A 23,515-nucleotide genomic window follows, 5' to 3' on the forward strand; every position below is an offset into this window, starting at 1 on the left:
TGAGGGGACCGCCTTTTCATCGATCAAGTTGGTCGATTCGTCCATGATCAGTCCGGTGTCTCGCGACACCGGGAGAATGATCGCCGCTGCCGTCGCGAGGCCGAGGCCTGCGTTGGGATGTGCGCTGGGGTGCGGCAGCAGGCTAACTGGAGTGTCACATGTCAGCAGGTACTTGCGACGAAACCGCACCAGTGTCCATTGCCGGCCAATGTAGTAGTAGGGCATGACATCCGCAAGGGTATCGATCATCATTCTGATTGCGCCTCCGAGATGGTTGCCGCCGAGAGCCCGTCGGGCTGAGCGAAGAATGTCCACATCTCGTCGGCCTGTGCATCCGAGACCTCCACCCCTCGGGCACGCGCGTCCGCCCTCAAGTTGTCGCGCCCACGATCTATGGAGGCAGCGACCCGCCCGATTGCGGTGGCGATCTGGCCGAGCCTGTGACGAGAATCGGGGCCGCGCATGTGCTGAAATGCCACGAGCGCCGCGAGCGCCTCACGGTCGCGTGCGTCGAGCGGCCAGCCGTCTCGGTTCCGAATCTTCTCGAAAACGCGAGCGGCGGGGCCTTCGATCTGCTCACTGATGAACGTCTCCACAGCGTCCGGCTGGCCAGTGGCGGTGTCAATGTTGTAGAAGTTCTTGATCACCGATGCGTCCTTGGTCGGTTGGACGGTTCGTACATCGCAGGGCAGCCGAACAAGCCCGATCCGTCCGCCGTGGTTTGCGAAACCATTGAGATAGAACTTGGGCACAGTGTGGTGGCGGCGCGCGATCTGTGGCATCCACAGTATGCTAAGCGCCAGTGCAGCGATGTCGAAGGACAGTTTCCGCAAAAGCTCGTCACGCTTGGCGAAGGCGGTGTCGCGACGGTGTTGGACCTATCGGGAACGCCCAGTTTGGGGAGGGCGGAGCGGAGGCATAGATGCGTTGCTCGGAAACTGTCATTAAGCGATGTGCGCCGACGAACCATGCATAGTCAAGTTCCAAATCGGCCCGTGCAGGCAACCGTGTCAAGGGGACCTGCATGCTATCCCATGAGTGCCGTGAACGGCTGTGGCGTGAGGGCGCGCTCGTTTTCGCGCCCGATAGGGCCTGACCCCTCGCTTCTTGAAGGGTCAGGCTTCCGATCTTCACCTGATCGGGGCCGAACGAAGTCGCTCAGCGGTGGGCCTGATGGGTGATGTCAAGCAAGGGTTCTGTCATCCGTGACGTCTGTTCGGCTTGTCGTTGAGGGTGTGGTGAAGGAACTGTCCCCGGGACTGTCCGGGGCTGGTGAAGGCTTCCCAGACGTCGGGTGTGCATGCTTCGTAATACCATTCGATCCCGTTGGGAAACCGGACGTAGATGGTTTCGGTGTCAGGGTTGTAGGCTTCGGCGACGATTCGTTTCGAGTCGACAGGTTGCCAGTCCAGCTGCATTACGTTGCTGCTCCTTCGGTTTCGGTTACGTTGTACATTCCACGCCACCGGGCAAGTGCGGACGAGAGATCCGGTGCGGTGGGGTCTTTGCGCCAAGACTCGAGCGTCGGGTCTTCGGCTAGCGGGAGTGGATCGGGGCGATCGATGATAGTGCGTACTGGTAGTACGAGTGCTTCGCCGGCGACGATTGCCTCGCCTGTTCGAAGTGAGGGGAGGGTTTCGGCAAGTCCTGCGACGCTGTCGGGTAGAGCGTGTCTGATCTTTGCCTGGTCGGAGCTGTTGCTGAGCCGGAGTGCGATTAGTGTCCCGCATTGAGACAGTGCGGTATCGGGGAGTTCGGACGGGCGTTGGGTTACGAGGAGCAGGCCGATGCCGTACTTGCGTCCTTCGCGTGCGATGCGGTTGGCGGCCGCTCGTGCCATGGGTGCGGCTGAGTCGTTGAGATAACGGTGCGCTTCTTCCAGCACGATCAGTACGGGTCGGGCCCGACCGATTCCAGGTTCGTCTGCTGCTGTGCGGATTGCCGTTTCGAACAGCAGGTGGAGAATGACCCCAATCGCGAGTTCGGCGCTGTTCGATGGGACACCGCTGAAATCGAGCACCGACGTGGGTTTGGACAGCCCGAGCCATTGCTGCATGCACATCGCGAGCGGATCGTCTCCGACGAAGGTTCCTTCTGGTTCACGGAGAAAGGCCAGGCGGGGATCCTGCAGTCCGATGCGGAGAAGTTCGGGGATGCTGCCATGAACTCCGTAGTTGGGGTTCTGGTGCGGTGACTTCCCTCCAGGGCCGTAATGTTCGAACGTCGCGGGTCTCAAGGTGGATGCGTCACCGGGATCGGTGACGCACGCGGTGGCGGGATCGTTTTTGACATGTCGTGTTTCGCGGTTCTCGAAGTCCAGGTCGTACCACACCTGTCTGATATCGAAAGGGATCGGTGTGTCCGCGGTGACGGTTTCTGGGGCGAGACTGAGCCAGCTGCACTTCTCGGCGAAGATTTTCCGGGCGTCGGTGACCAGTGAGCCGAATGTTTTGGCAGTGGTCGCTCCCGGGGTCGTGTCAGTAAAGGCGGCAAGGATGCTTGCCGCCGGCAGTGCCCAGTAGGGAACCTGCAGTTGGCTATCCCCAGTTCCGAGGACGGAACGGACTGACGCCTGATCTCCGAGTGCGCGTGAGTACTCGCCGTGGGTGTCGATGACGACGATGTTCGCGGACGACCAACCACCACTGCCGAGACTCTGCAGGATCGACGCGACAGCGCTCGTCTTGCCGGCACCAGTTGAACCGACTATCGCGGAGTGGCGCATGACGAACTTCTCGGCGTCGAGTGCCACCGGGACCCGGCCCGAGGCAGACACGTGCCCGATCCGCACATATCGGTCACTAGGAGTCGGGAAGATGGTCGCCAACTCCTCGATCAGGGCAAAGTGGACGGGGTCGTCGAGGCCAGGATAGGTGCCGACACCACGCTGAAAACGACCAGTGCCTCGGTCGATTTCACCCAAGAGTTGCACCTGAAGCCACCGTTCCCCGGAATGGAGCGTCTCGGTCGGAGGCTGTGCGCCCGCGAGCTCGGCAATCCCGACCAGGGTCACCGTCGCAATGAGGTCGACGATGCCCTGTGGAATCCGAACGAGCGATCCAATCTGCCCGATCGTTTGCAGTTGGCCCCGGAACACGGGAGCGACCCCGGCGAGGTTGCGATCGAGCTCGACCGTCACCTGCGATCCGAGCACGTGTCGCACCCGGCCGATATGAGTGGGTCCGTGGTCAGCCATCACTATCCCTGGAGTCGGTTCGGTTCGCCGGAATCGGTTGTTCGCTCGCCGACGGTGTGGTTGTGGCCCGCGCCAAGAACTGGGCCAACGATCGGAAGTCACCGAGCGCGACAGAGTTGCCCTTCCAGATATCGGCCGGCAGATCGTCGGCGTCGGCGGGGATGCTCCATGGTGCGCGGATCCCACCAAGGATCGCCTCGGATTGGGTGACGACCTGCAGGTTGGGTGTCTTGGTCGCGTGGGCAGCGAGTTCGTCGGGAATCGTGTCGAAGCAGAACGCGATCACCTCCGAACGTGGGCGGCGTGTGGTGGCGTCGAAGAAGAGTTCGTTCAGGTGTGCGTCCGACCATGAGTAGCCGGTGACCAGGGTCAACGACTCGGGTTCGTTCAGTGCTCGTCGTAGGCGATCCTGCAGCACGACGAACGGAACACGTCGGGACTCTTCGTATTTGGTATCAGAGGGGTAGATCGCCGCGGGGGTGCCGCCGGGAACAGGGTGGCCGAGTCGGACCACGTCCGAATCTGACCGTGCCCAGTTCAGTGACCCGTGGAGTTTCCACAGGCGCGCGAAGAAACGGGGGATGTAGTCGTCGCTCGATGGCGATGCTTCGACCAGATCGCTGCGGAAACGTGCGCGGAGGGAGCCGACGAATCCATCGAAGTAGGGCACTCCCGCACTGTCCAATGCTTGTTCGAGCAGGAGGTCGTAGTTGACGGTGAAGATTTCAATCGGGCGTGTGTAGTCGGCGCGTGCAACCCAGGCCGCGAACAGTTGTACCGGATCGAGATTGCTGTCGCTTTCTGCGATTTCAGACACGATCACCTCACAGATGCTGCTGTCGAGGTCCTTCGCGGATTGCGCATCGAGACCGTCAACTCGGTCGGTGCCTTCGACGATGGCGGCGATACGGCGGAGACGACTCAGTGCCTGCTCGAGGTCCCGGTCGGTGATGAGGTTGTCGAAGTGAGTCTTGTTCCCTTTTTCCAACTTGCTCGAGATAGCTCTCTGCAACGCGGCAACATCGGGTAACCCGCATGCTTTCGAGGTGCCGGCACCGAGGAAGGCTGATACGTGGCGTGATCGTGTCGCAAGCCTTCCGCTGAGACCTCGCGCGAATGTGAGCACATCATGATCGGGCATAAGTTCCTCATTTCACTGTTTTTCATTTGGCGCGCAGGCGCCGTTACAGGCAGTCGCCAGGCGCGTTCTCGTACGTGCTGCTCCGGAGGCAGACCCGATTGGTGACGGTGGCGCCGCTTTCGTATCTATTCGTCGAAGGTCGCGGTGAGCTCGTCGAAGCGGGCGTGGACGGCGTCGAACGCTTCTACGACGCGTCGGTCGTCCGCCCGGGCGGTGCGGGACAGTAGTTCAAGCTCTTTGCCGACCTTCTTCAACGCCTCGAGGAGTGAGTGGCTGAGGTATCCGCCGTACGGGGAGATGCCGACCAGTGCTGCGCTCATCCTAAGTGCCTCGTCGACTGATCCCGTGTGGAGCTGAGCAACGATCTCGAGTGCGTCCATCCCGATGTTGGCGTCTGGGGAGCTATCGATACCACGCCATTCAGGAAGACGCAGGAGGATCTCCTGGAACTGACCGGTTTCGTAGAGTTCGTTGATCCGGACGTTCGTTGTGGCGGCGCGTGATGCGTGATCGGGGTCGCGGTCCACGACATCTTTGAGCTGAGATCGAATTCGTCGAAGGTCTGTCGACTGTTGGTACTCCACAGTTCGATTAAGCATGTTGAACATGTCACCGGCCGCCACATACGCGGCATTGCGGATGCTCGACTGTTCATCTCGTTCTCCGCCGAAAATCGCAGGAAGTATGGCGGCTGAAAACGCAGTGAGCAGCTCGCTCGGCGCCTCGGCAAATGAGAGGTCCGTGATCATGTTGCTCAGCACCAAAATGGTGACACCACGAGCGGCACTTTCAGATCCATACTGTGCGAGGGCAGCGCTTGCGGATTTGCCCAGTTCGAGGGCGCGATCGAAACGCCTGCGACTTGCATGGCAGGCGCTGAGCTCGGCCTGAAGTAGGGCTTTGGTGTAGGTGTAGCTGCGTGCGTGCTGCTCCGAGAAGGACGATAGGGGTTCTCGCTCGTCGACAAGTTCGAGTAGTGCCTCTGCATGGAGTCGCAACTGCTCGGTTGCGAAGAACTCACCGTCGCCGCGTAGCTGGCCGATCCACCCGTACAGGAAACACATGAGAACTCCAGCCTGAGCCTGAAGCTGGCCCGGCGGAAGGTCCTCGAGGTATGAGCGTTGGAGAATGTCGTGAACCAACGGATGCACCGCAATGGTTTCGCTGGTGGGCGCACTCGTACCATGCTCGTCGTTCAGAACCCGCCGTGCGATCGATTGACTTCGGAGGGCGGTTATGACTCCACGCCTTAGCGCAGGCTCTACCGCGGCCGGCTTTGGCGGGGACGCGGGATCGACGCGCATTACTTCGGCAGTCGCAGGCAGCATCATGTTCAACGGCAACAGCTCTGGCGCCAGGAGCGAGCCGACATACAAAACGGCAGCTGCTGAGCGTCCATGGTCGGTCGGGCCACCCCTGGTGAGACTTCGCACCGCGTGTTGTACTGCCTTGAATGCCGTGCGGTGGAAGCCAGGCGGAATCGAGTAGCTGTCGTCGAGCGCAGCAAGATCAGAGAAGTACTGTGGAGCAAGTTCCGCCAAAGTCCCCTCGGTATTCTTGAAATAGACACCAGCCATGCTCACCGCAATCGGAACACATCCCAGAAGTGACACAATATCGACTACCGCGTCCATTACCGAAGGATCATCCTCGGGACGAACTCCGGCGTAAGACGCGAAGCAATCAACTGCTTCGGCCTTGGTGAACTCCCCGACTGCAACTATTTCCGCCGAAGGCCACCAGTTCAAGCTGTTGTTGGTAGTCAGAAGCACCAAGCCCCGACCGCGTGAGGGTACGTACGTCTCGATGTCAGCTCGGTTCTGGATGCCGTCGAACACGAGTAGCCAAGGACCACGGTGTCGTCCAAGTAGCCCGGTAAATACCGGTCCAGCAGCTTCGCTCGGTGAGAGGGTTCCCTGAGTGAGCTGCTGAATGAGGTCCGTGACCTGCGATTCGATGAAAGAGACATCACGGCAATCGATCCAGCAAATGAACTCGTATGCGACCGAGTCGAGGTGGCAGTAGTCCGAAGCAATGACTGACTTACCCGTGCCCGTATGCCCAGTCAGTACAATTCGACGCGGGGTGGCGATACCGTCGTCCGGGAATTGGCTGCGGATCCGGTCGAGGTACGACAAGCGCGGGATGGTCGAGATGTAATTCGGAATGCCAGCTATTGGTAGCCCCCAATCGAACCCACCGGCAACGTGGGCAATGCGTCCATCTGGCATAGCAAGTACCTCTAGCGCATCGAGTGCAGTGATCCGGTTCGGGTCGTTGCCCGCTGCGGCCTCGAAGATGTGGTCCAGCACGATCGACACCAACAAAGACGCGGACACCTGGCCCTGGCTGAGCGCACGGTCCTTCCGGAACTCTCGAATCAAGCCCGCAATCGAGTCCCGCACCTGACCAGGAGACCGGGAATCGACAACGATCAGAGGTGGCTCACTGGTCCCGGCTGGGCCATCTGGCCAGGTATACGTGGTGATATCGCCGTGCTGGTCCTTGGGTAGTACTTCTTTAGCGAGTTGGGGAGAGAGGGGTTTGTTCGTGAAGACGATGTGATTGTCTGCGCGATGTGTGATAAGCCGTTGCAGGATTCCTCTCGCGCTCGCTGGTTGCAGTGGATTGGTCGCAGGATCGAGGGAGGATTTGACCTGATAGTTGCGGGCAACTTCGTCATCAGTCTCGATGGCAAAATCGACGATGTCGTCCTCGGTGCCATCGACGGTGATGGCAAGTGGCTCGACGATTAGCGTCGTTCTGGCGATCATTTCCGGGTGATCGCGCAGGTAGAGCAGGAACTGTTCTACCGTTGCCATGTACTGGTACTTGAGGCCGAAGGCCGCTACGGTTCCTCCTCCAGAGGTCATCGGGTCCCCACAGATTCGGTGTTTGCACGGCGGACTGGCAGAAGCGCGGAAGACAACTGCCGCGACGTCGATGGTCCCGAGGAATTTTCCTCCGCCGTCTGTGCTTGGGTAGCTACGATCCACCGCTGTCGATTTCCGCATCGAAGCCGTGGTCCACGGGCGGGATGGGAATTCCAATCAGCCGATGGTGCCGGCCGCCGGTGCGTGCCTGATGGTTGCTGGCCGTCGTCTGTGGAGTACTTGTCCATCGATAAGTCCTTCGAATCCAGGGGATGCAAGATGAAGGACGTGAGCAGCTGATCGTTTGCTCTAGATCCCCCGGATGATAGATACCAGACGAACCGGATGTAACAGATACTTGGGTCGATTTCCCGAGGAAATAGCTGCTGGATGAGAACGAAGACGATGGCCACGTACCGGCGAACAGGTGGAAGAACGTCAGCCATCCTCCAGTACGAAACCCAGGCGTGTCGTATGAACAGGCGTGTCGTTGGCCGCCAGGCTGAGCGAGCAGGAAGGGATGGAACGGCTAGCGGCGTGGAGCTATCTCGCTCGACTGCTCGACTAGTGCGAGGTCCACGACCATGAAGGTTCTGCTGCGTCCTGACAGGGAGAGGCAGCGAGTGTGCCGCAGATCTTTTTCGCGTGGTTTCACTGGCCGAGCGATCGACGCAACTGGCTCAGTGCGCGGAGATCGGTGGGGCAGACCCGCACACATCTGACCGAGACGACCGAATTTCGCCGCGCCCTGACCGACCTCCGCCCGTGCAGGTACCGCGCCCGAGTCGGGATCGAAATGGGGGACGCGACCACGCAGGATGCCGGTGGCAAGGCCCGACGAAGCGGGCGGAACCGCCTATGACGTCCTCTCTAGGTGGACCCATAGAGGTTCTGGGCCGAGGTTCGCGACAATGGCCATCCTCGGAACCTGTTCACTGAACCGCTGTGACCACACGAGATCCTGGGCTGCAGGCGGATTCATGGCTGCGTGAATGTAGTCGGGTAGATCGCGGTGCAGGCTCTTCTCACGGTCTACGAACACGTCGAGTAGTTGCGCTGGGGTATCTCGGTACTGCGCGACAGCGCCCTTATCAGTCGCCATTCGAGAATGAGCCTCGAGTCTCAGCCTTATAGATGTGAGGAGTTCGTGAGTCGAGGCAACATCGCCAACATGGCTTCTGTGGATTGGGACGAACAGCTCCGACCACGGAACCGAGGCCTCCAGGTAGCGCGGAACGTACGAACGCTTCTTTCGGTTCGACGAGGTGTGAAGCCGTTTAACAATGTACGTGGAGGTGACAGAGCAACCCCAGACTTCTCGATCGGACGCCGCGATCTGGGCGAGGTCGTGCAGTCTGATGCTCTTGTTGATCGCGCGGTCGGCTTCGGTTCGCAAGCTGGCATCGGGCCAGCCGTTGGAGAACACGTGGAACGGATACTCGGTCTTCGACGAATCACAGCTGTTGATCAGCGTGTTGTACTGGAAGTCTCCGTCTTCCCGTCCGGGATGATCCAACTCCCGATAAACGGTCCCGTGTACCCGTTTCGCCTGGATTTTCAGGCAAAGCCATCCTTCCTCGCGTGCGCCGATCCACCACTCCCAGTCGGCCCCGGACCGCTTTTCCTCGTACTGGGTGAACTTGTGGACATAAAGATCGCTGTGGCTGAGGTGCAGCTGAAACAGGTTGTGCTCCGTGATCGATTAGCAGCGGCTCATCCAGGTGCTGCGGCGCGTAGCGACCGCCCCCGCCCCGTCACCCCGGTTCGGTTTCCGGTCGGCGGCGCCTGAGGGGTGAGAGGGTGCGGGGTATGACATTGCGGCTGCCGACGACCCTCGTGACGGACTCGGATACTGCGGCGGTCGCGGCGCTGACGAAGTATTACGGCCGCCCGTACCTGGGCGACGGCGCCTACGTCGGGGCGCATTTCGACTCCTGGTCCAGCACCGGGGACCGGGCGGGGGAGGCGGATCGGTTCACCGCGGACGATCTGGTCGCGGTGACGTTCCTGTCGGTGCAGGTCCCCCCGAGGACGGCGCGGGCGATCCTGCACACCCAGGCGGAGGCGCTGAACGCCCTTCTGACGGCGATAGGCCCGGATCGGGACCTGGTCGACGAACCGGACCCGCTGGCCCCGGGGTGGCCCGCCTGGGACCTGGAAACGGCCCTGTGGGCGCTGCCGGGGATCGGCCAGACGAAGGCGACGAAGCTGATTGCCCGCAAACGCCCCCGGCTGTACCCGATCTGGGACTCCGTCGTCAGCCAGGTCCTGGGCACCGAGCGAGCACATCTGAACCCGGTCCGGGATGCGCTCCGCGCCGACGACGGAGCGTTGCACCGCCGGTTGCTGTCGATCCGGAAGGAGGCCGGCCTCCCCGAAAAGATCTCCGCCCTGCGCGTCTTCGATGTCATTGCGTGGATGGACGGCAAAAACCGCGGCCTGGGCGAGCGCTCTGACCTGGGAAGATGACACGTCCCAGGGTGAATCCTCATCGGCGGGTTCGACGATGGACGGTATGGACGAGGCGCCACTCGCGGGATCGGGAAAGGGGCTGCGGATTTCGCTGGGCATTATTGCGGGTCTGCTGGTGGGGTTTCTTTGCTATGTGCCGACCGTGATCTTGCGGCAGCACTACTTCGATGTTCCGCGACCCCGGGTGTATCCGCACGGGTCGTTCACCTCGTTCGGGTCGGATCTGCCGCCGCTCGGCTATTGGGTGAGCTGGGCGGGGCCGGCTCTGTTGGTTGTGGTGTTCGGGTTGGTGACGGTTCCGTGGCGTTCTGTTCGGCAGTTCACGGTTCCGTTTGTGTTGGCGTTTATGCCGATCGCCGCGCTGGTGGCGTGGTTTGTGATCGGGATGGACCTGTTTTTCACCCCGGACTGAGCTTTGCCGGTGCGTCGCGTGCGGTGCGGGGTTTGTTGTTGGGGGTGCATTGATGGTCCGCACGGCTGGGTGTATGTGGAGGGCCGGGAGGATCGGCCCCGGGTGGATCCGGCGCTGTTGGAAGCCGGGCGGGGGTAGTCACCCGAACACAGCCCTGCACGGCCCGTACCCGAACGCGTGGGGTGCGGGCCGTGCTTGTGTGGGTGGGTGGTGTGGGTTGTGAGCTGGGGTGATGGCAGGATCGAGTGTGTCGGTCATGATTACGCCTTCCCGCCACGCAAAGCTCGGCGTGCCGGCTTGCCTCAGCTCAACCGATTACCTGAGTCCCCCTCGGATGTCACATTAGGCGCAGAGGCCTTGCAGTCCGGTGGTGCGGTCGTCCGCGGAAACAAATTGGGCTCATGTCCGAGTGCAGAAGTTGCTCGGGCTGAGACGGCGGTTTACGTTTTGGGCGAAGTGATCCTCGAGGACAAGCCCTCTTACACCGATCGCGTGACAGACCCGGCTGCGTCGACCTGTACTCGCGTGGCCCTCGACCGGGCGGTCAGGTGCTCGCCGCGACAGATGCGACGGAAGCCAGTAGGTCGGCGAGTTCGCGTGGTCGGGTGGCGAAGGGGGAATGTCCACCGACCATGGTCCGCACATCGAAGCGGGAGTCGGGGGTGGCGGCATCGGCTTCGGTGATCATGAGGTCCTGGGCGCCGAGCGGGAGGGCCTGGTCGTCGGTGAGTCGGATGTAGGTGCGGGGGATGCGGCCCCAGCGGAGGGGCGTGAGGGGCACCGGTTCGGCGAGGATCGCCAGCGGGAGGTCTGGGTGGAGGAATCTCCGCCAACTGTCAGAGGTCTCAGCAGGTAGGTCGTTGAGGAACGAATGTTGGATGGTCGCGACGTGGTCGGGGTCGGGGGAGAGTGGGTTGATGCGGATGGCGCCGAGTTCGGCGGGGTCGCCGATGGGTGGGATGGTGACGGCGCCATTGTTGGCGTCGGAGTTGATGTAGTCGAAGAAGCGTGGGCGGGCGGCAGGGACGAACGCGGACAGGTAGACGAGGTGGTCGACCAGTTCGGGGTGCTGTTCGGATGCGAGGGATGCCGGTCCGCCGCCAGCGCTGTGCGCGACGAGCAGCACCCGGCTGTGGAAGCGGCGGACGCGGACGAGTGTATCGGTGATTGTGGCGGCGGCGTCCTGCATCGTCAGCCCCGCGAGCGCGGACTTCTCGGTTGTCAGTCCTGGTTGGCCGGGGGAGAGGTAGCCGGAGGGGTGCGGCGCGTCCAGGCCGTGGCCGGGGAGATCGACTGCGACTGTCGCGACGCCGTGCCCGGCGAGGTGCCGTTGGGTCGCGGCCCAGTGCAGCGAGGAGTGCCAGGCGCCGTGTACGAGGACGGCCAATGCGTCGGGTCGGTGTTCTGCGGTCATGGCGGTCTTTCGGTGGTGGGAGGGGTTATGTTTCGGCGCGGGTCCAGTGCGCGCGAAGTAGGTCGGCGAGTTCGGCGGGGCGTTCCTCGGGTACGTAGTGTCCGCATTCCTCGATCCACGCCGAGGTAACGGTGGCGAACGAATCCTCGACGCTGTCGAGCCAGCCGAGTCCGACGCCCTGCCGGGCCCCTACGACGAGAGCCGGTGCCCCAGAGCGTCCTTCGGTGGCGATGCGCCGGTTGTCCTCGATGTCGGTGGGCAGTGCGCGGTAGTGCTCCATCGCGCCGCGGACGCCGCCGGGCGCCCGGAACGCCGTCACATACTCCTGGAAGGCGTCGTCGACAGCATCGGCCACGACGACGCCGATGGAGTCGCGGTGGAAGATCCAGCGCAGGTAGACGTCCTCTCTGCCCGTGAGCAGGGCCTCGGGGAGGTCCGGCAGCATGTTGAAGCCGAAGTGCCAGGAGCCACCAGTGAACGGGTTGCCGGAGGCCAGGCTGTTCCCGAGGCCGGGGACGCCGGCTTCGACGAACACTACAGACTGGATAGCGTCGGGGGCGATCCGTGCGAGCGGCAGCAGCGCCTGCCCGCCGACGTCGTGTCCGACGGCGTGGTATTTGTCGTGCCCGAGGGTGTGCATCAGCTCGTGCACGGTGGCGGCGACGGTCATCTTGTCGTAGCCGGTATGCGGTCGCGAGCTGGCGCCGAATCCGGGGAGGTCCGGAACCACCACGGTGGCATGGTCTTTCAGTAGCGGCACCACCGTCCGCCAGGCGGCGCCGGTCTGTGGCCACCCGTGCAGGAGGAGGACAGCAGGACCGGTCCCGGTCTCGCGGTGCGCGATGACGTGGCCGTTGACGCGGCTGCGCCTGAGGCGTCCTGATGGCGGATCCAACGGTGTGTTCATGGGTCGACTCTGCCCGACTCGGCGCGCGGCGGTGACGGTTACCTTCCCACTCAACGGAAATAGTGCGTACGTGGTCGGCTCGGGTGCCGCATAGCGTCGCCCGCACCAGACTTCGAGATATAGGAGCGCGATGATCGAGCAGATGCGGGTGCTGAGTTTTACCCATTTCGTCCAGGGGCCGGCGGCGACGCAGTATCTGGCGGATCTCGGCGCCGACGTGATTACCGTCGAACCGTTGTCCGGTGCGTGGGAACGCCGCGAGGGCAGCGGCGGCATCCACCTAGACGGGCGCAGCGTGACGTTCCTGTCGGTCAACCGGAACAAACGGTCCGTGGCGATCGACCTGAAGCATCCCGATGCCGCGACGGCACTGGAGCCGCTGGTCGCGTCGGCGGACGTCCTGCTGGAGAACTATCGTGGCGGAGCGTTGGAGCGGCTGGGGCTCGGCTACGAGGCGGTGCGGAAGATCAACTCGCGCATCATCTATGCGTCGGCGACGGGGTGGGGTTCGCGCGGACCGATGGCCAACCGGCCGGGGGTGGACCTGCTCGTGCAGGCCCGCACCGGCCTCGCGTCGGCGACAGGGACCCCGGGCGATCCGCACGCCGCCGGCACGCCCGTGGTCGACCACCACGGTGCGGCGCTGCTGGCGATGGGTGTGCTCGCCGCGTACGCGCGTCGGCTCACCACCGGCGAGGGCACCCGGGTGGAGGCAAGTCTGCTCGCTGCGGGCCTGGATTTGCAGGCGGAGTCGTTCGCGTTGTACCACTCGGGTGGGCGTCGGCGGGAGGACCTCGACCGGCACGATGCGTTGGCGTGCTGGTCGATCGACGCACCCTACGGCATCTACCGGCTCGCCGACGGGGCCAGCGTCGCCCTCGCGATCAGCGGAGCGATGGACGGCCTCGGTGCTGCGCTGGGTTCGGACGAGCTCGAGGCGTTCGACGCGGCCGCGCGCCGGTCCCGGCGGCAGGAGTACACCGAACTGCTCGTCGGCGTGCTGGGGGCGTTGACGTATCAGGAGGTCGAGCAGCGCCTCGCGCCGGCCGGGTTCTGGTTCGAGCGGGTCGCCGACTACGACGACGTGCTCACCGACCCGCAGGTCGTCGCCGAAGACCTGGTCGCCCGGATGCCGGTCGGCGACACCCACGCCCGGGTTCTGCGGCATCCCGTCCGCTATAACGGCGCGCGGCCGTCGGTGACGCGTCAACCCGCGGAGCTCGGCGGCCACACCCGGGAGGTGCTGCGCGAGGTGGGGCTCGCCGAGGACCGCATCGATGCGTTGTTCGCCTCCGGTGCCGTCGCGGAACCGCAGACGGCGAAGGTGGACTCGTGAAGGCACTGATCGCTCCCCGACTCGGCGGGCCGGACGTCCTGGAGGTCGCGGATCTTCCGGACCCGTCGGCACCCGGCGCAGGGGAGGTGGTGGTGGCCGTCAGCCATGTGGGGCTGAACTTCCACGACACGCTGGTGGTGTCGGGCAGTCACGTCGTGCGCCCGGAGCCGCCGTTCTCGCCGGGCAGCGAGTACGCGGGGACGGTGGTCGCGGTCGGATCGGGGGTGTCCTCGCCGGCTGTCGGGGATCGCGTCGCCGGGAACGAGGAGTATGGCTGCGCACGCGAATTCGTGACGGCGCGCGCCGACCGGGTGACCGTGATTCCCGCCGACGTGTCGTCGCTCGACGCGGCGACGGTGCTGGTGACGTATGCGACGGCGTTCCACGCGTTGGTGCAACGGGCGGGTGTCCGCCCCGGGGAGACGGTCGTCGTCCTCGGCGCCGCCGGCGGGGTGGGCTCTGCCGCGGTCGATGTCGCGGACCTGCTGGGTGCCCGGGTCCTCGCCGGGGCGTCCACCGCGGAGCGTGCCCGGTCCGCGGCGGGACGCGGAGCTTCGGCCGTGTTCGACTACAGCGGCGACGCCAAGCAGCGGATCAAGGATCTTACCGACGGCCACGGCGCCGACGTGGTGTTCGACCCGGTGGGTGGGGCGCTGACGGGCTCGGCGGTCCGGGCGCTGGGCTGGGGTGGTCGGCTGCTCGTGGTCGGTTTCGCCTCCGGCGAGATTCCCACCGTGAAACTCAATCTTCCCCTCGTCAAGGGTGCCTCGCTGGTCGGGGTGTTCTTCGGGGAGTTCGTGCGCCGCGACCGGCGCCGGCACGAGCAGAACCTCACAACGATCTTTCGGTGGAGCTCCGCGGGGAAGCTGCGACCGCACGTGCATGACGTGCGGCCTCTCGAAGAGGGGGCGGGCGCCTACGCGGCGCTGGCAGGCGGCGCCGCGACCGGGAAAATCGTCTTGACGGTGGGGCAATGACCGGCACGGCCGGGTTCGGGGGCCGCCGCGACGCCGTCGCGCTGGCGGTGTTGATGGTCGGGACGCTGCTCGCGCCGCTGAACTCGTCGATGGTGGCGGTCGCACTGTATCCGGTACAGCAGGATCTGGACGCGTCGCTCGGTGAGGTGACGTGGATGGTGACGTCCTTCTACCTCGTGGCGTGCGTTGCGCAGCCGGTGATGGGACGGGTCGCCGACGTGACGGGTCCGCGGTCCCTGTTCGTCGGCGGGATGCTGCTCGCGTCGGCGGCGTCCGCCGCCGCGCCGTTCGTCACGGACGTGTGGGCGCTGGTGGTGTGCCGGTGCCTGCTCGCGGTGGGTGTCTCCACGTCGTTCTCGTGCGCGCTCGTCCTGGTCCGCGCCCGCGGCGGAAGCGGACAGCTCGGCCGAATCGCCGTCGTCAACACCACCGCCGGCGCGGTCGGCCCGGTGCTGGGTGGCCTGCTCACCGACTGGGCGGGGTGGCCGGGGATCTTCTGGGTGAACCTGCCGCTCACCGTGGGCGCGCTGCTCGTCGCGGCGCGGCTGCTGCCCGGCCGGGCACGCGACCCCCGCGCCGATGCGGTGCCCGCTGCGGGGGTCGACGTGATCGGGGTGTTGTTCTTCGCGGCCGGGATGCTCGCCCTGCTGCGTGTCATGCTCACCCTGCCCCGGGCCGACACCGTGAGCGTGGCGGTCGCGGCCGTCACGCTCACGGTGTTCGTGGTGTGGGAGACGCGGTGCCGCGCACCGTTCGTCGACGTGTCAGCGCTGTGGTCGCAGCGCGGTCTGGTCCCGGTGCTGGCGATCTTCGTGCTGTTCAACCTGACCTATTACAGCGCGTTCTACGGCCTGCCCCAGTGGTTCCAGGGCACCCTCGGCCTGGACGCAGCCGAGGCGGGGCTGCTGGTGCTACCGATCGCGGCGACGAGCGTCGTTGCAACGGTGGCCGGTGCGCGGGCGTTGCGGGTGTCCTCTCCCGAGCAGCTCGCCTGCGTAAGCGCGCTGCTGCTCCTGTTCGGGGTCGCCGTCCTGCTCGCATTCGACGCGTCCACCCCGCGGCTCGTCGTCGTGCTGGCCGGCGTCCTACTCGGAGTCCCGTACGGGCTGGGAAATCTCGTAATGCAGCACCAGATGTACGAACGGGCACCGGCAGGGCTCACCGGTCTGGTCGGGGGGCTTTTCCAGTCGGCCCGGTACACGGGGGCGATTCTTGCGGTGGGTCTCGTCGGGGCCTGCGCCCCGTCGGACCCGTCGGCGGCCGCGGATCTCACCACCTTCACCCTGGCGATGACTGTCGTCGCCGTCCTCGTCGCGGTGGCGGTGGTCGCGGATGCGGTCCTCGCCCGCAGGCGGGTGGCGGCGATACGCTGGGCTGCGCCTCCCCGGACCGTCACCGGTTCGCGCGCGGACTGACGCCCGGGCACCACTCGAGGAGATTTCCATGTCTGAACCCGCTGCGGCACCCACGTCCCTGACATCCCGGTCGGTGTCGAGCCGAGTATTCGCGTTGCTCAACGCGTTCACCCCGGAGCAGCCGGCGCTGCGGCTGGTCGACCTCCGCGACGTCACCGGGCTTCCGGTCTCCACCGTCCACCGGATCGCGATGGAGCTGGTAGAACTGGGCGCGCTGAAGAAGGACGCGGAAGGTGTCTACCGGATCGGGCTGCGCATCTGGGAGCTGGGTTCACTGTGCCCACAGCCGCGTACCCTCCGCGACATCTCCCTGCCCTACATGCAGGACCTGTACGAGGCCACCGGCGAGAACGTGCACCTCGCCGTCCTCGACGGTGGTGAGGTGCTCTACCTGGAACGGGTGTGGGGTCGCCGCTCCGTGAATGTGGTGACGCACGTGGGCGGCCGATCCCCGTTGCACGCCACCGGCGTTGGCAAGATGCTGCTCAGTCACGCCTCGCGCGACTTTCAGGAACAGGTACTCACCGCCGGGCTGAAGCGATACACCCCACACACCGTCGTCATGCCGGGACTGTTGATGCGGACGCTGCAGACCGTGCGGGTTACCGGCATAGCCCGGTGTGTGGAGGAACTGTCCCTCGGCACCATGTCGATCGCCGCGCCGATCTTCGACGGCGACCGCACCCTCGCCGCGGCCCTGTCCGTCGTCTTGCACACCGGCGCGAAGAAGCTTGCGACGGTGGAGCCCGCCCTGAAGATGGCGGCGATGTCGATCTCGCGGGAACTCGCGCGGGCTTACGACTCCGAGGTCACCATGCCAACGGGTAGGCGGTCCCCAACCAGTCCGTGACCGTGCCGGCGAGGACTGTGGCCGTGGCCTGCGGCCCAAGGCCTGCGGCGAGGACGCCGGCGACGGGGTCGAGGTCGGCCAGGTCGAACGGGTAGTCGGTGCCCACCACGACGTGGTCGGCGCCGACGTCGGCGACGAGCGCCCGCAGCAGCGCCGGTGAGAACGTCGCCGAGTCGTAGTAGAGGCGGCGTAGGTAAGTGCTGGGCGGGTGGGGTGTCGTCCGGGCCACCGCCTTGCGGGTCCAGCCGAGGTCGAGGCGTCCGGTCAGCGACGGGACGCAGCCGCCGCCGTGGGCGAGCGCGATCCGCATCGGATGGCGTTCGAGTACCCCGCCGAGGACGAGCCGCGACACCGCGACCGCAGTATCCATCGGGAACCCTGCGAGCTGCGGCAGCCAGTAGTCGTGCAGACGCGCGCCGCCGGGAACGCTGTTCGGGTGCAGGAACACCGGCACCTGCCGCTCGGAGAGCAGGGCCCACAGGTCCTCGTGGACGGTGTCGTCGGTTTCCCGGCCCAGCCCACGGGAACCGATCGCGACACCGGCGCAGCCTAGTTCGTCGAGGCAGCGGCGGGCGACGTCAACGGCCCGCGCGGTGCCGAGAGGCACGAGGCCCAGCGCGGCGAGGCGGGTGGGGGCGTGCGCGATCAGCTCGGCCAGTGCGTGGTTGCCGTGGTCAGCGATGCGTAGCGCGAGGTCCTCGTCGTCGGCGTCGGCGCTGGTCACGAACGGGGGCAGGGACACCAGCTGGTGGGAGACGCCCATCGCGTCCATGTCGGTCAGGCGTTGGATGACGTCGAACTGCGCACGTGGCAACGGGATCGGCGCGCCATCCGCGACGCCCGACACCGAGGACGCGATCCGCACGATCCCGTCGTCGAGGGCGGACAGGTCGGCGACGCCTTCATCGGCGAGGAAGTCGAGTAGTCCGAGAGGCAGCGCATGGGCGTGGACGTCGACGACGCGTTGGTTCATATGAGGCTCCGCAGGTGACGGCGGTCGATGCGGCCCATCCACGTGCGCGGGATGTCGTCGACCTCGACGAGCCGCTCCAGGGTGAGCCCGGATGCCGCGAGCGGTCCGCGGATCGAATCGGTGTCCGCGGCGGAGGTGGTCACCGCGACGACGGCGCCGTCCGCGTGTCCGGGCAGCAGGGCGACGGATGCGGTGTGCAGGCGTTGTTCGAGGGGACCGGGACATATAACCGCCGGCCGGTGGGCGAGGACGTCCTCGATGCGTCCGTCGTGGATGGCGTACCCGTCGACGACGTGGCAGATGTCGCCGGTCCGCAGCCAGTCGCCGGCGAACGGCGAGCGGACGGTGTCGGGGAAGGCGTAGCCGGACATCACCGTCGCCGACCGCACCCACAGTTCGCCGGGCTGCCCGGCGAGCACGTCGTTGCCGTCGAGGTCGACGATGCGCCAGTCGGTGCCGGGGAACGGGCGCCCGAGTGCGCCGGCGCGGTGCGGGAGCAGATGGTCCTCGGGGAGGCTGATCGCGATGGTCTTCGGCACTTCGACCTGGCCGTAGACGCCGCAGAGCACGGGCCCGGCCCAGCGGTGGACACGATCGATCTCGTCGTGGGTGAGGACGTCACCGCTGTACACAACGAGCGTCGGTGGCGCCGCAGGCGGTTCGGGGTCGGCGAGGAGAGCACGCAGCGTGGGTGGCATGGCCAGCAGCACCGCGCCCGGGTACGCGTCGAGGACGCCGGGCAGCGTGTCGTCCGGCCCTGGCAGCACTACGGTTCCGCCGTGCATCAGCGTGGGCAGCACCATGTTCCCGAACCCGCCCGAGACGGCCTCCGCGCAGACGACGGTCGGCCGCGCAGGCCAAGGAATCGCGTCCGCGCACGCTTCCGCGACCGCGGCCATGGCGGCGCCGCTGAGGTCGACACCCTTCGGTGTCCCGCCAGTGCCGGAGGTCAACGCCAGCCGGACGATGCGGTGGGCGTCGGCCTCGTACGGTGCGAGCGCCGTGGTGGGCTGCAGGACGTCGGCGAGCGACACCACCCGGGCCCCCGGCACCACCCACGGGCCGTCGGTAACGACGAGGGAGGGCGCCACTTCGGTGACGCGCCGCGACAGTTCGCCGGCGGGCAGTGACGGGGGGATCGAGCATGACCGCACCCCGGCCACGGCGCACGCCGCGGCGAGAACCCACTGCCACCAATCGTTCCCGCGGATCTGCAGCAGCGTTTCGCCGGGGCGAAGTCCTAGTTCGCTCAGCCGCGCCGCCACCGAGATCACGTGCTCGTACGCCTGCGCGTAGGTGAGCGTGAGATCGCCCTGCCGCAGCGCCGTCAGGTCGGGGGTGCGGTCCAGGGTGTCGAGGACCAGCCGGCCGAACCCGACCGGCGGTGCCGGCGTCACAGGCGCTCGTCCGGCATCACGGTGCCGCACGCCGAGCAGGTGCGCGCCTCCACGTTCCCGTAGAACCGTTCGTAGGCGCCCGCGACGGGGTCGGTCCGGTAGTCGTCGACGTGCACCGCCTCCTCGTGGAGGAACTCGTCGCAGGACGGGCAGAACCAGCGGAACCGGTCCAGTTCGCCGTCGCGGCGGAGCCGTTCAATGACCAGGACGAACGAGTCCGGTGCGAAGCGGGGCGAGTGCGCGATCCCGGTCGGGGTGAAGATGCAGGCCCCTTCGGGGATCACGGCGATGCTCGAGCCACCTTCGGGTTTGCGGTAGTGCAGGTTCATCGTGCCGCGGATCATGTACATGACCTCGTCGCTGGGATTGAGGTGGAACTCGCTGCGGTATTCGCGGCCACGAGCGACGAAGGCGAGTGATTCGCTCTCCTGCCACAGCACCGCGACCCGCCGGCCCGAGTCCTGCAGTTCTTTGGCGGCGTTCTCGAGGTCGACGATGGGCATCTGACTGGGGTGCATCATTTCTCCTGTGTTACTGGGCGATTTGTGCGCGATCGTCGTGGACTACCGCACCGTCGACGACGGTGAGGTGGACGGTGGTGTCGCGCAGGTCCTCCGGGGAACACGTGAGCGGATCACGGTCGAGCACGACCGCGTCGGCGAGCATGCCCTCGGCGAGGCGGCCCGTGTGGGCGCTCTCGCCGGTGTGCGCCGCACCGGATTCGGTGTACAGCGCGAACGCCTCGGCCCGCGTGACGCGTTGGGCCGTTCCGATGTCGGCGCCCGCCTCGTCGCGACGTTCGCTCATCGCATACATGTTCGTGAAGGGGTCGAGGTCGTTGACCGGATGATCGGTACCTGCGCTGACACGGCGGATGCCGAGCGCGTCGATCCAGTCGCGGAACGGCACCGCCCGGCTGGTTGTCTCGGCGCCGAAATGACCTCGAATGGTGGGGGTGTTGCGCCACAGGAACGGCACCTGCGCGGCGACGACCACCCCGGTGTCGGCGGCGCGGGTGATCTGGTCGGGTGTCATGAGGCTGGCGTGGATGAGTACGTCGGGTGCCCGTCCGGTGTCGCCGCCGCCCAACATATCCAGCGCCAGGTCGATGGCGGCGTCGCCGACGACGTGCACACCGACGGGGAGCCCCTGGGCGTGCGCGGCCTCGATCCGGGACCGCAGCGTCTCGGGGTGCGTGACGCACACGCCGCGGTACCCGGGGCGTGACGGGTAGTCGGTGCGCGTGTAGGCGCTACCGAGGGTCATGCCGCCGTCGACCTGCAGTTTGACGCCGCGCACCGACAGCCACCTGTCCCGTTCGGTAGGTACGTCTTTCAGCAGCCGCGACCACTCGTCCTCCGGGACATCGGGATTCAGCGCGCCGGAGGGCATCACCATCGCTGCCACCCGCACGGTGGACAGCCCGCCGTCGGCCAACGTCCGCAGCAGGCCCAGGTCGCGCGGGGTGGTCGCGCCCGACACGACGGAAGTGATGCCGTGCCGGTTCAGGGAGCGCATGGCGGTGAGCAGCTGATCGGAGCGTTCCTCGTCGCCCCACTCGGGGACAATGGTGAGGAGGAAGTCGAGGCCCGCGCGGTCGAATCGGCCGTCATGCCCGCGTGGGTCGAGACCGGCAGCGTGCAGTGCCGCCGTGCTCGCCGTCGCGCCGTGCGCTTCGGGCAGCAGCACCGGCCGTCCCCCCGCGGCGGCGTCGAGCTCCGCCCTGGTCGGCGCGCGCCGCTCCCGCAGCTGCAGAAGCGGATTCCACACCTGGCCGCGAATCCACTCGTGCTCCGGGCGTCCGCGGGCGAATTCCGCGATCGCGTGCAGCGCGTCGTCGACGGTGCCGGCGTTCGCCAAGGCGACGGTGTAGGCCTCCATCGAGGCGTCCTCGAAGTGGCAGTGGGAGTCGATCAGTCCCGGGGCGATCACCCCGCCGGGCACGTGGACGGTGCGGGCACCGCTCGGAAGCTGCCGCCGGACGTCGGCTTCCGCACCGACCGCGACGATCCGACCGTCGACAACGCCCAGCGCGTCGGCACCGGGAAGTCCGCCGACGACAGCCGCGCCGACGAGGAGGAGGGGTTGTGCCGCCATGGTCATCAGTCCCCGGCGACCGCGGCGATGCACTCGACCTCCACCTGTACACCGGTGCGGTGCGGGGTCGCGATAATGGTGGTGCGGGCCGGGAAGTGCGGGTTGCTTCCGAAGAATTCGCGGTAGACGCCATTGAAGGCGGGGAAGCTCTCCCGGTCGCGCACGTAGCAGGTGCACTTGAGGATGGTGTCCTTCCGCCCGCCTGCGGCCTCCACGACAGCGATCAGGTTGGTCAGCGTCTGACGGACCTGCGCCTCGAACTCGTCGGAGACGATCGTCCGGGACTCCGGATCCAACGGTCCCGTTCCCGAACAGTAGATGGTGCCGTTGTGGACGATCGCCTGTGACAGCGGCGCCGCAGTCCCGGCGGAGAATCCGACGATGGGTGCATCGGTGGTTGTGACGGATCGAATGGTGCTCATAGGTACTCCTCGTTTCTGTCGACGTGCGGTCGTTGCCGTCAGTGTTCGTCGATCTCCATGACGACGGCTTTCGGCTCCGTGAAGAACTCCCGGCTGTAGCTTCCCCCTTCGCGGCCGACTCCGGAATTCTTGGCGCCGCCGAACGGGGCGCGCAGGTCCCGGACGAAGAAGCAGTTCGTCCAGACGGTACCCACTCGCAGGGCGCGGGAGACGCGGTGCGCCCGCGACAGGTCGCGGGTGAACATCATCGCGTTGAGGCCGTACGGGGTGTCGTTGGCGAGGTCCACCGCTTCCCTCTCGTCGGTAAAGGGGAGGACGACGACGACGGGCCCGAAGATTTCCTCCTGCGTGACGCGGGCGTGTTGAGGGGCGCCGACGACGACGGTCGGCGGGACGCTCCAGCCATCGGGGGAGCCGCTGGTGAGTAACTGACCGCCCTCCTGCTCGGCGATGTCGAGGTAGCCGACGACCTTGTCGAAGTGTTCCCGGGACGACAGCGGCCCGATCTGGGTGTCGGGGTGCTTGGGGTCGCCGGCGCGGAGCGCGGCGGCCGCGGCGGTGAACCTGGCAAGGAACTCGTCGAGGATGCTCTCCTGCACGTACAGCCGGCTGCCCGCCAGGCACACCTGACCGCTGTTGGTGTAGATAGCCTTGATCGACCAGTCGACGGCCTGAGTGAGGTCGGCGTCCGCGAACACGATATTCGCGCCCTTCCCGCCGAGTTCGAGGCTGACCGGTGTCAGGTTCTGGGCGGCGGCGCGGGAGATGGCGCGGCCGGTGCCGGATTCGCCGGTAAAGGTGATGCGGTCGACGAGCGGCGACGCGGTCAGGGCTTCGCCGACCGAGCGGGGGCCGTAGCCGTGCACCACGTTCAGGACGCCGGGCGGCACCCCGGCCTCGAGCGCGAGCCGCGCCAGGATGGTGGCGGACACCGGAGACTGTTCGGCGGGCTTGAGCACCACCGTGTTCCCCCACGCCAATGCGGGCGCAACCTTCCACGTTTCCATCATGAGCGGAAAGTTCCACGGGGCGATCGCGGCGACCACCCCGGCCGGGTCGTACTGGGTGTAGGCGTGGTGTCCGGTGGGCATCGGGAACATCTCCGCCGGCGTGAGCCGTGCGTGGTCGGCGAAGAACCGGAAGTTCTGCGCGGATCGCGGGACGTCGTGCCCGCGGGTCTCGGCGATCGGTTTGCCCATGTCGGTGGTATCGGCGAGGGCGAGTTCGTCGCCGCGCTCCTCGATCAGGTCGGCGAGCCGGTGCAGGATCCGTCCCCGCTCGACGTGCCCGAGGCGGGGCCAGGGTCCCTCGTCGAACGCACGCCGGGCCGCGTCGACGGCCCGGTGAGCGTCTGGGGCCGATCCGAGTGCGACGGTTGCCCATGGGGCGCGTTCCCAAGGGTCGATCGACTCGAATGTGACCCCGTCGAGGGACGGGACCTCTTCGCCGTCGATGACGTGTCCGAACGACTCCACTGTTACTCCTCTGGACGGAATTGTGTCGGCGTCCACTCTCGTCAACGGGTCGTGGACGGCCAACGAGCCCTTTCCGGCTGATGGGAACGCGGCCGCGTCACGCCCGCTGTCCCGGTGAGTGGAAACCGGTTGTCGCGGTGCGTATTGCGGTTGCCGCA

20 protein-coding genes and 1 pseudogene are annotated in these 23,515 nt (G+C 66.1%); 6 read left to right on the plus strand and 15 right to left on the minus strand.

Going from position 1 to position 23,515, the window contains the following annotated elements:
- Positions 1 to 48: 48 nt before the first annotated feature.
- The 7 genes and pseudogenes from L1080_RS36990 to L1080_RS37020 all read right to left on the minus strand — a co-directional run.
- Positions 49 to 252, minus strand: a pseudogene (locus L1080_RS36990) (DUF4238 domain-containing protein); the annotation flags it as partial.
- The gene (locus L1080_RS36995; protein ID WP_250777273.1) at positions 249 to 782 is read right to left on the minus strand and encodes a DUF4238 domain-containing protein; all 534 of its coding nucleotides are present in this window, start codon (positions 780 to 782) and stop codon (positions 249 to 251) included. The gene L1080_RS36995 and the pseudogene L1080_RS36990, both read right to left, overlap by 4 nt.
- Before the next feature lie 417 nt (positions 783 to 1,199).
- Positions 1,200 to 1,418 (minus strand): KTSC domain-containing protein, encoded by a 219-nt coding sequence (locus L1080_RS37000; RefSeq protein WP_250777274.1) that lies wholly within the window; start codon positions 1,416 to 1,418, stop codon positions 1,200 to 1,202.
- Positions 1,418 to 3,196 (minus strand): ATP-binding protein, encoded by a 1,779-nt coding sequence (locus L1080_RS37005; protein ID WP_250777275.1) that lies wholly within the window; start codon positions 3,194 to 3,196, stop codon positions 1,418 to 1,420. The genes L1080_RS37000 and L1080_RS37005 overlap by 1 nt, the downstream gene beginning before the upstream one ends.
- Positions 3,189 to 4,337, minus strand: a complete 1,149-nt coding sequence (locus L1080_RS37010) for an SIR2 family protein (protein ID WP_250777276.1) — start codon at positions 4,335 to 4,337, stop codon at positions 3,189 to 3,191. The genes L1080_RS37005 and L1080_RS37010 overlap by 8 nt, the downstream gene beginning before the upstream one ends.
- A 125-nt stretch (positions 4,338 to 4,462) precedes the next feature.
- On the minus strand, positions 4,463 to 7,210 hold the full coding sequence (locus L1080_RS37015) for a hypothetical protein (protein WP_250777277.1): 2,748 nt from the start codon (positions 7,208 to 7,210) through the stop codon (positions 4,463 to 4,465).
- An 856-nt stretch (positions 7,211 to 8,066) separates the two neighbouring features.
- A complete protein-coding gene (locus L1080_RS37020; protein WP_374436153.1) occupies positions 8,067 to 8,909 on the minus strand; it encodes a DUF6615 family protein in 843 nt (280 codons plus the stop codon).
- Between the two features lie 110 nt (positions 8,910 to 9,019).
- Between L1080_RS37020 and L1080_RS37025 the strand changes: the two genes are divergently transcribed.
- On the plus strand, positions 9,020 to 9,679 hold the full coding sequence (locus L1080_RS37025; RefSeq protein WP_250777278.1) for a DUF6308 family protein: 660 nt from the start codon (positions 9,020 to 9,022) through the stop codon (positions 9,677 to 9,679).
- Between the two features lie 46 nt (positions 9,680 to 9,725).
- The gene (locus L1080_RS37030) at positions 9,726 to 10,094 is read left to right on the plus strand and encodes a hypothetical protein (RefSeq protein ID WP_250777279.1); all 369 of its coding nucleotides are present in this window, start codon (positions 9,726 to 9,728) and stop codon (positions 10,092 to 10,094) included.
- Between the two features lie 544 nt (positions 10,095 to 10,638).
- On the opposite strand, the gene L1080_RS37035 is transcribed toward L1080_RS37030, so the two are convergent.
- Together L1080_RS37035 and L1080_RS37040 are read right to left on the minus strand one after the other, a co-directional pair.
- The gene (locus tag L1080_RS37035) at positions 10,639 to 11,508 is read right to left on the minus strand and encodes an alpha/beta hydrolase (RefSeq protein ID WP_250777280.1); all 870 of its coding nucleotides are present in this window, start codon (positions 11,506 to 11,508) and stop codon (positions 10,639 to 10,641) included.
- 25 nt (positions 11,509 to 11,533) lie between these two features.
- Positions 11,534 to 12,415 (minus strand): alpha/beta fold hydrolase, encoded by an 882-nt coding sequence (locus L1080_RS37040; protein WP_250777281.1) that lies wholly within the window; start codon positions 12,413 to 12,415, stop codon positions 11,534 to 11,536.
- 130 nt (positions 12,416 to 12,545) lie between these two features.
- Here L1080_RS37040 and L1080_RS37045 point away from each other — a divergent pair, with 130 nt between their 5' ends.
- Genes L1080_RS37045 through L1080_RS37060 form a run of 4 tightly spaced genes read left to right on the plus strand, consistent with a single transcriptional unit; the run spans position 12,546 to position 16,993 of the window.
- Positions 12,546 to 13,751: a CaiB/BaiF CoA transferase family protein gene (locus tag L1080_RS37045; protein WP_250777282.1), complete on the plus strand. Its 1,206-nt coding sequence runs from the start codon at positions 12,546 to 12,548 to the stop codon at positions 13,749 to 13,751.
- Positions 13,748 to 14,728, plus strand: a complete 981-nt coding sequence (locus L1080_RS37050; RefSeq protein WP_250777283.1) for an NADPH:quinone oxidoreductase family protein — start codon at positions 13,748 to 13,750, stop codon at positions 14,726 to 14,728. The genes L1080_RS37045 and L1080_RS37050 overlap by 4 nt, the downstream gene beginning before the upstream one ends.
- Positions 14,725 to 16,143 (plus strand): MFS transporter, encoded by a 1,419-nt coding sequence (locus tag L1080_RS37055; RefSeq protein WP_250777284.1) that lies wholly within the window; start codon positions 14,725 to 14,727, stop codon positions 16,141 to 16,143. The genes L1080_RS37050 and L1080_RS37055 overlap by 4 nt, the downstream gene beginning before the upstream one ends.
- Before the next feature lie 28 nt (positions 16,144 to 16,171).
- Positions 16,172 to 16,993, plus strand: coding sequence for an IclR family transcriptional regulator (locus tag L1080_RS37060; RefSeq protein WP_250777285.1), 822 nt, complete (start codon positions 16,172 to 16,174; stop codon positions 16,991 to 16,993).
- Here L1080_RS37060 and L1080_RS37065 read toward each other — a convergent pair.
- From L1080_RS37065 to L1080_RS37090, 6 genes are read right to left on the minus strand one after another with little or no spacing between them, the layout of a single operon-like run.
- The gene (locus tag L1080_RS37065; protein WP_250777286.1) at positions 16,953 to 17,966 is read right to left on the minus strand and encodes an amidohydrolase family protein; all 1,014 of its coding nucleotides are present in this window, start codon (positions 17,964 to 17,966) and stop codon (positions 16,953 to 16,955) included. The genes L1080_RS37060 and L1080_RS37065 overlap by 41 nt on opposite strands.
- Positions 17,963 to 19,363 (minus strand): class I adenylate-forming enzyme family protein, encoded by a 1,401-nt coding sequence (locus L1080_RS37070; RefSeq protein WP_250777287.1) that lies wholly within the window; start codon positions 19,361 to 19,363, stop codon positions 17,963 to 17,965. Before L1080_RS37070 ends, L1080_RS37065 begins: the two co-directional genes overlap by 4 nt.
- On the minus strand, positions 19,360 to 19,881 hold the full coding sequence (locus L1080_RS37075) for a 3-hydroxyanthranilate 3,4-dioxygenase (RefSeq protein ID WP_250777288.1): 522 nt from the start codon (positions 19,879 to 19,881) through the stop codon (positions 19,360 to 19,362). Before L1080_RS37075 ends, L1080_RS37070 begins: the two co-directional genes overlap by 4 nt.
- Positions 19,882 to 19,894: 13 nt before the next feature.
- Positions 19,895 to 21,460 carry an amidohydrolase gene (locus L1080_RS37080; protein WP_250777289.1) on the minus strand — a complete coding sequence of 522 codons (1,566 nt, stop codon included), beginning with the start codon at positions 21,458 to 21,460 and terminating at the stop codon, positions 19,895 to 19,897.
- 5 nt (positions 21,461 to 21,465) lie between these two features.
- On the minus strand, positions 21,466 to 21,882 hold the full coding sequence (locus L1080_RS37085) for a RidA family protein (RefSeq protein WP_250777290.1): 417 nt from the start codon (positions 21,880 to 21,882) through the stop codon (positions 21,466 to 21,468).
- Positions 21,883 to 21,920: 38 nt separating this feature from the next.
- Entirely contained in the window at positions 21,921 to 23,357 is a 1,437-nt protein-coding gene (locus L1080_RS37090) for an aldehyde dehydrogenase (protein WP_250777291.1), read from the minus strand.
- Positions 23,358 to 23,515 lie beyond the last annotated feature (158 nt).

It is taken from the genome of Rhodococcus sp. MSC1_016, assembly GCF_023667485.2.
GTDB classification, from domain to species: domain Bacteria; phylum Actinomycetota; class Actinomycetes; order Mycobacteriales; family Mycobacteriaceae; genus Rhodococcus_F; species Rhodococcus_F oxybenzonivorans.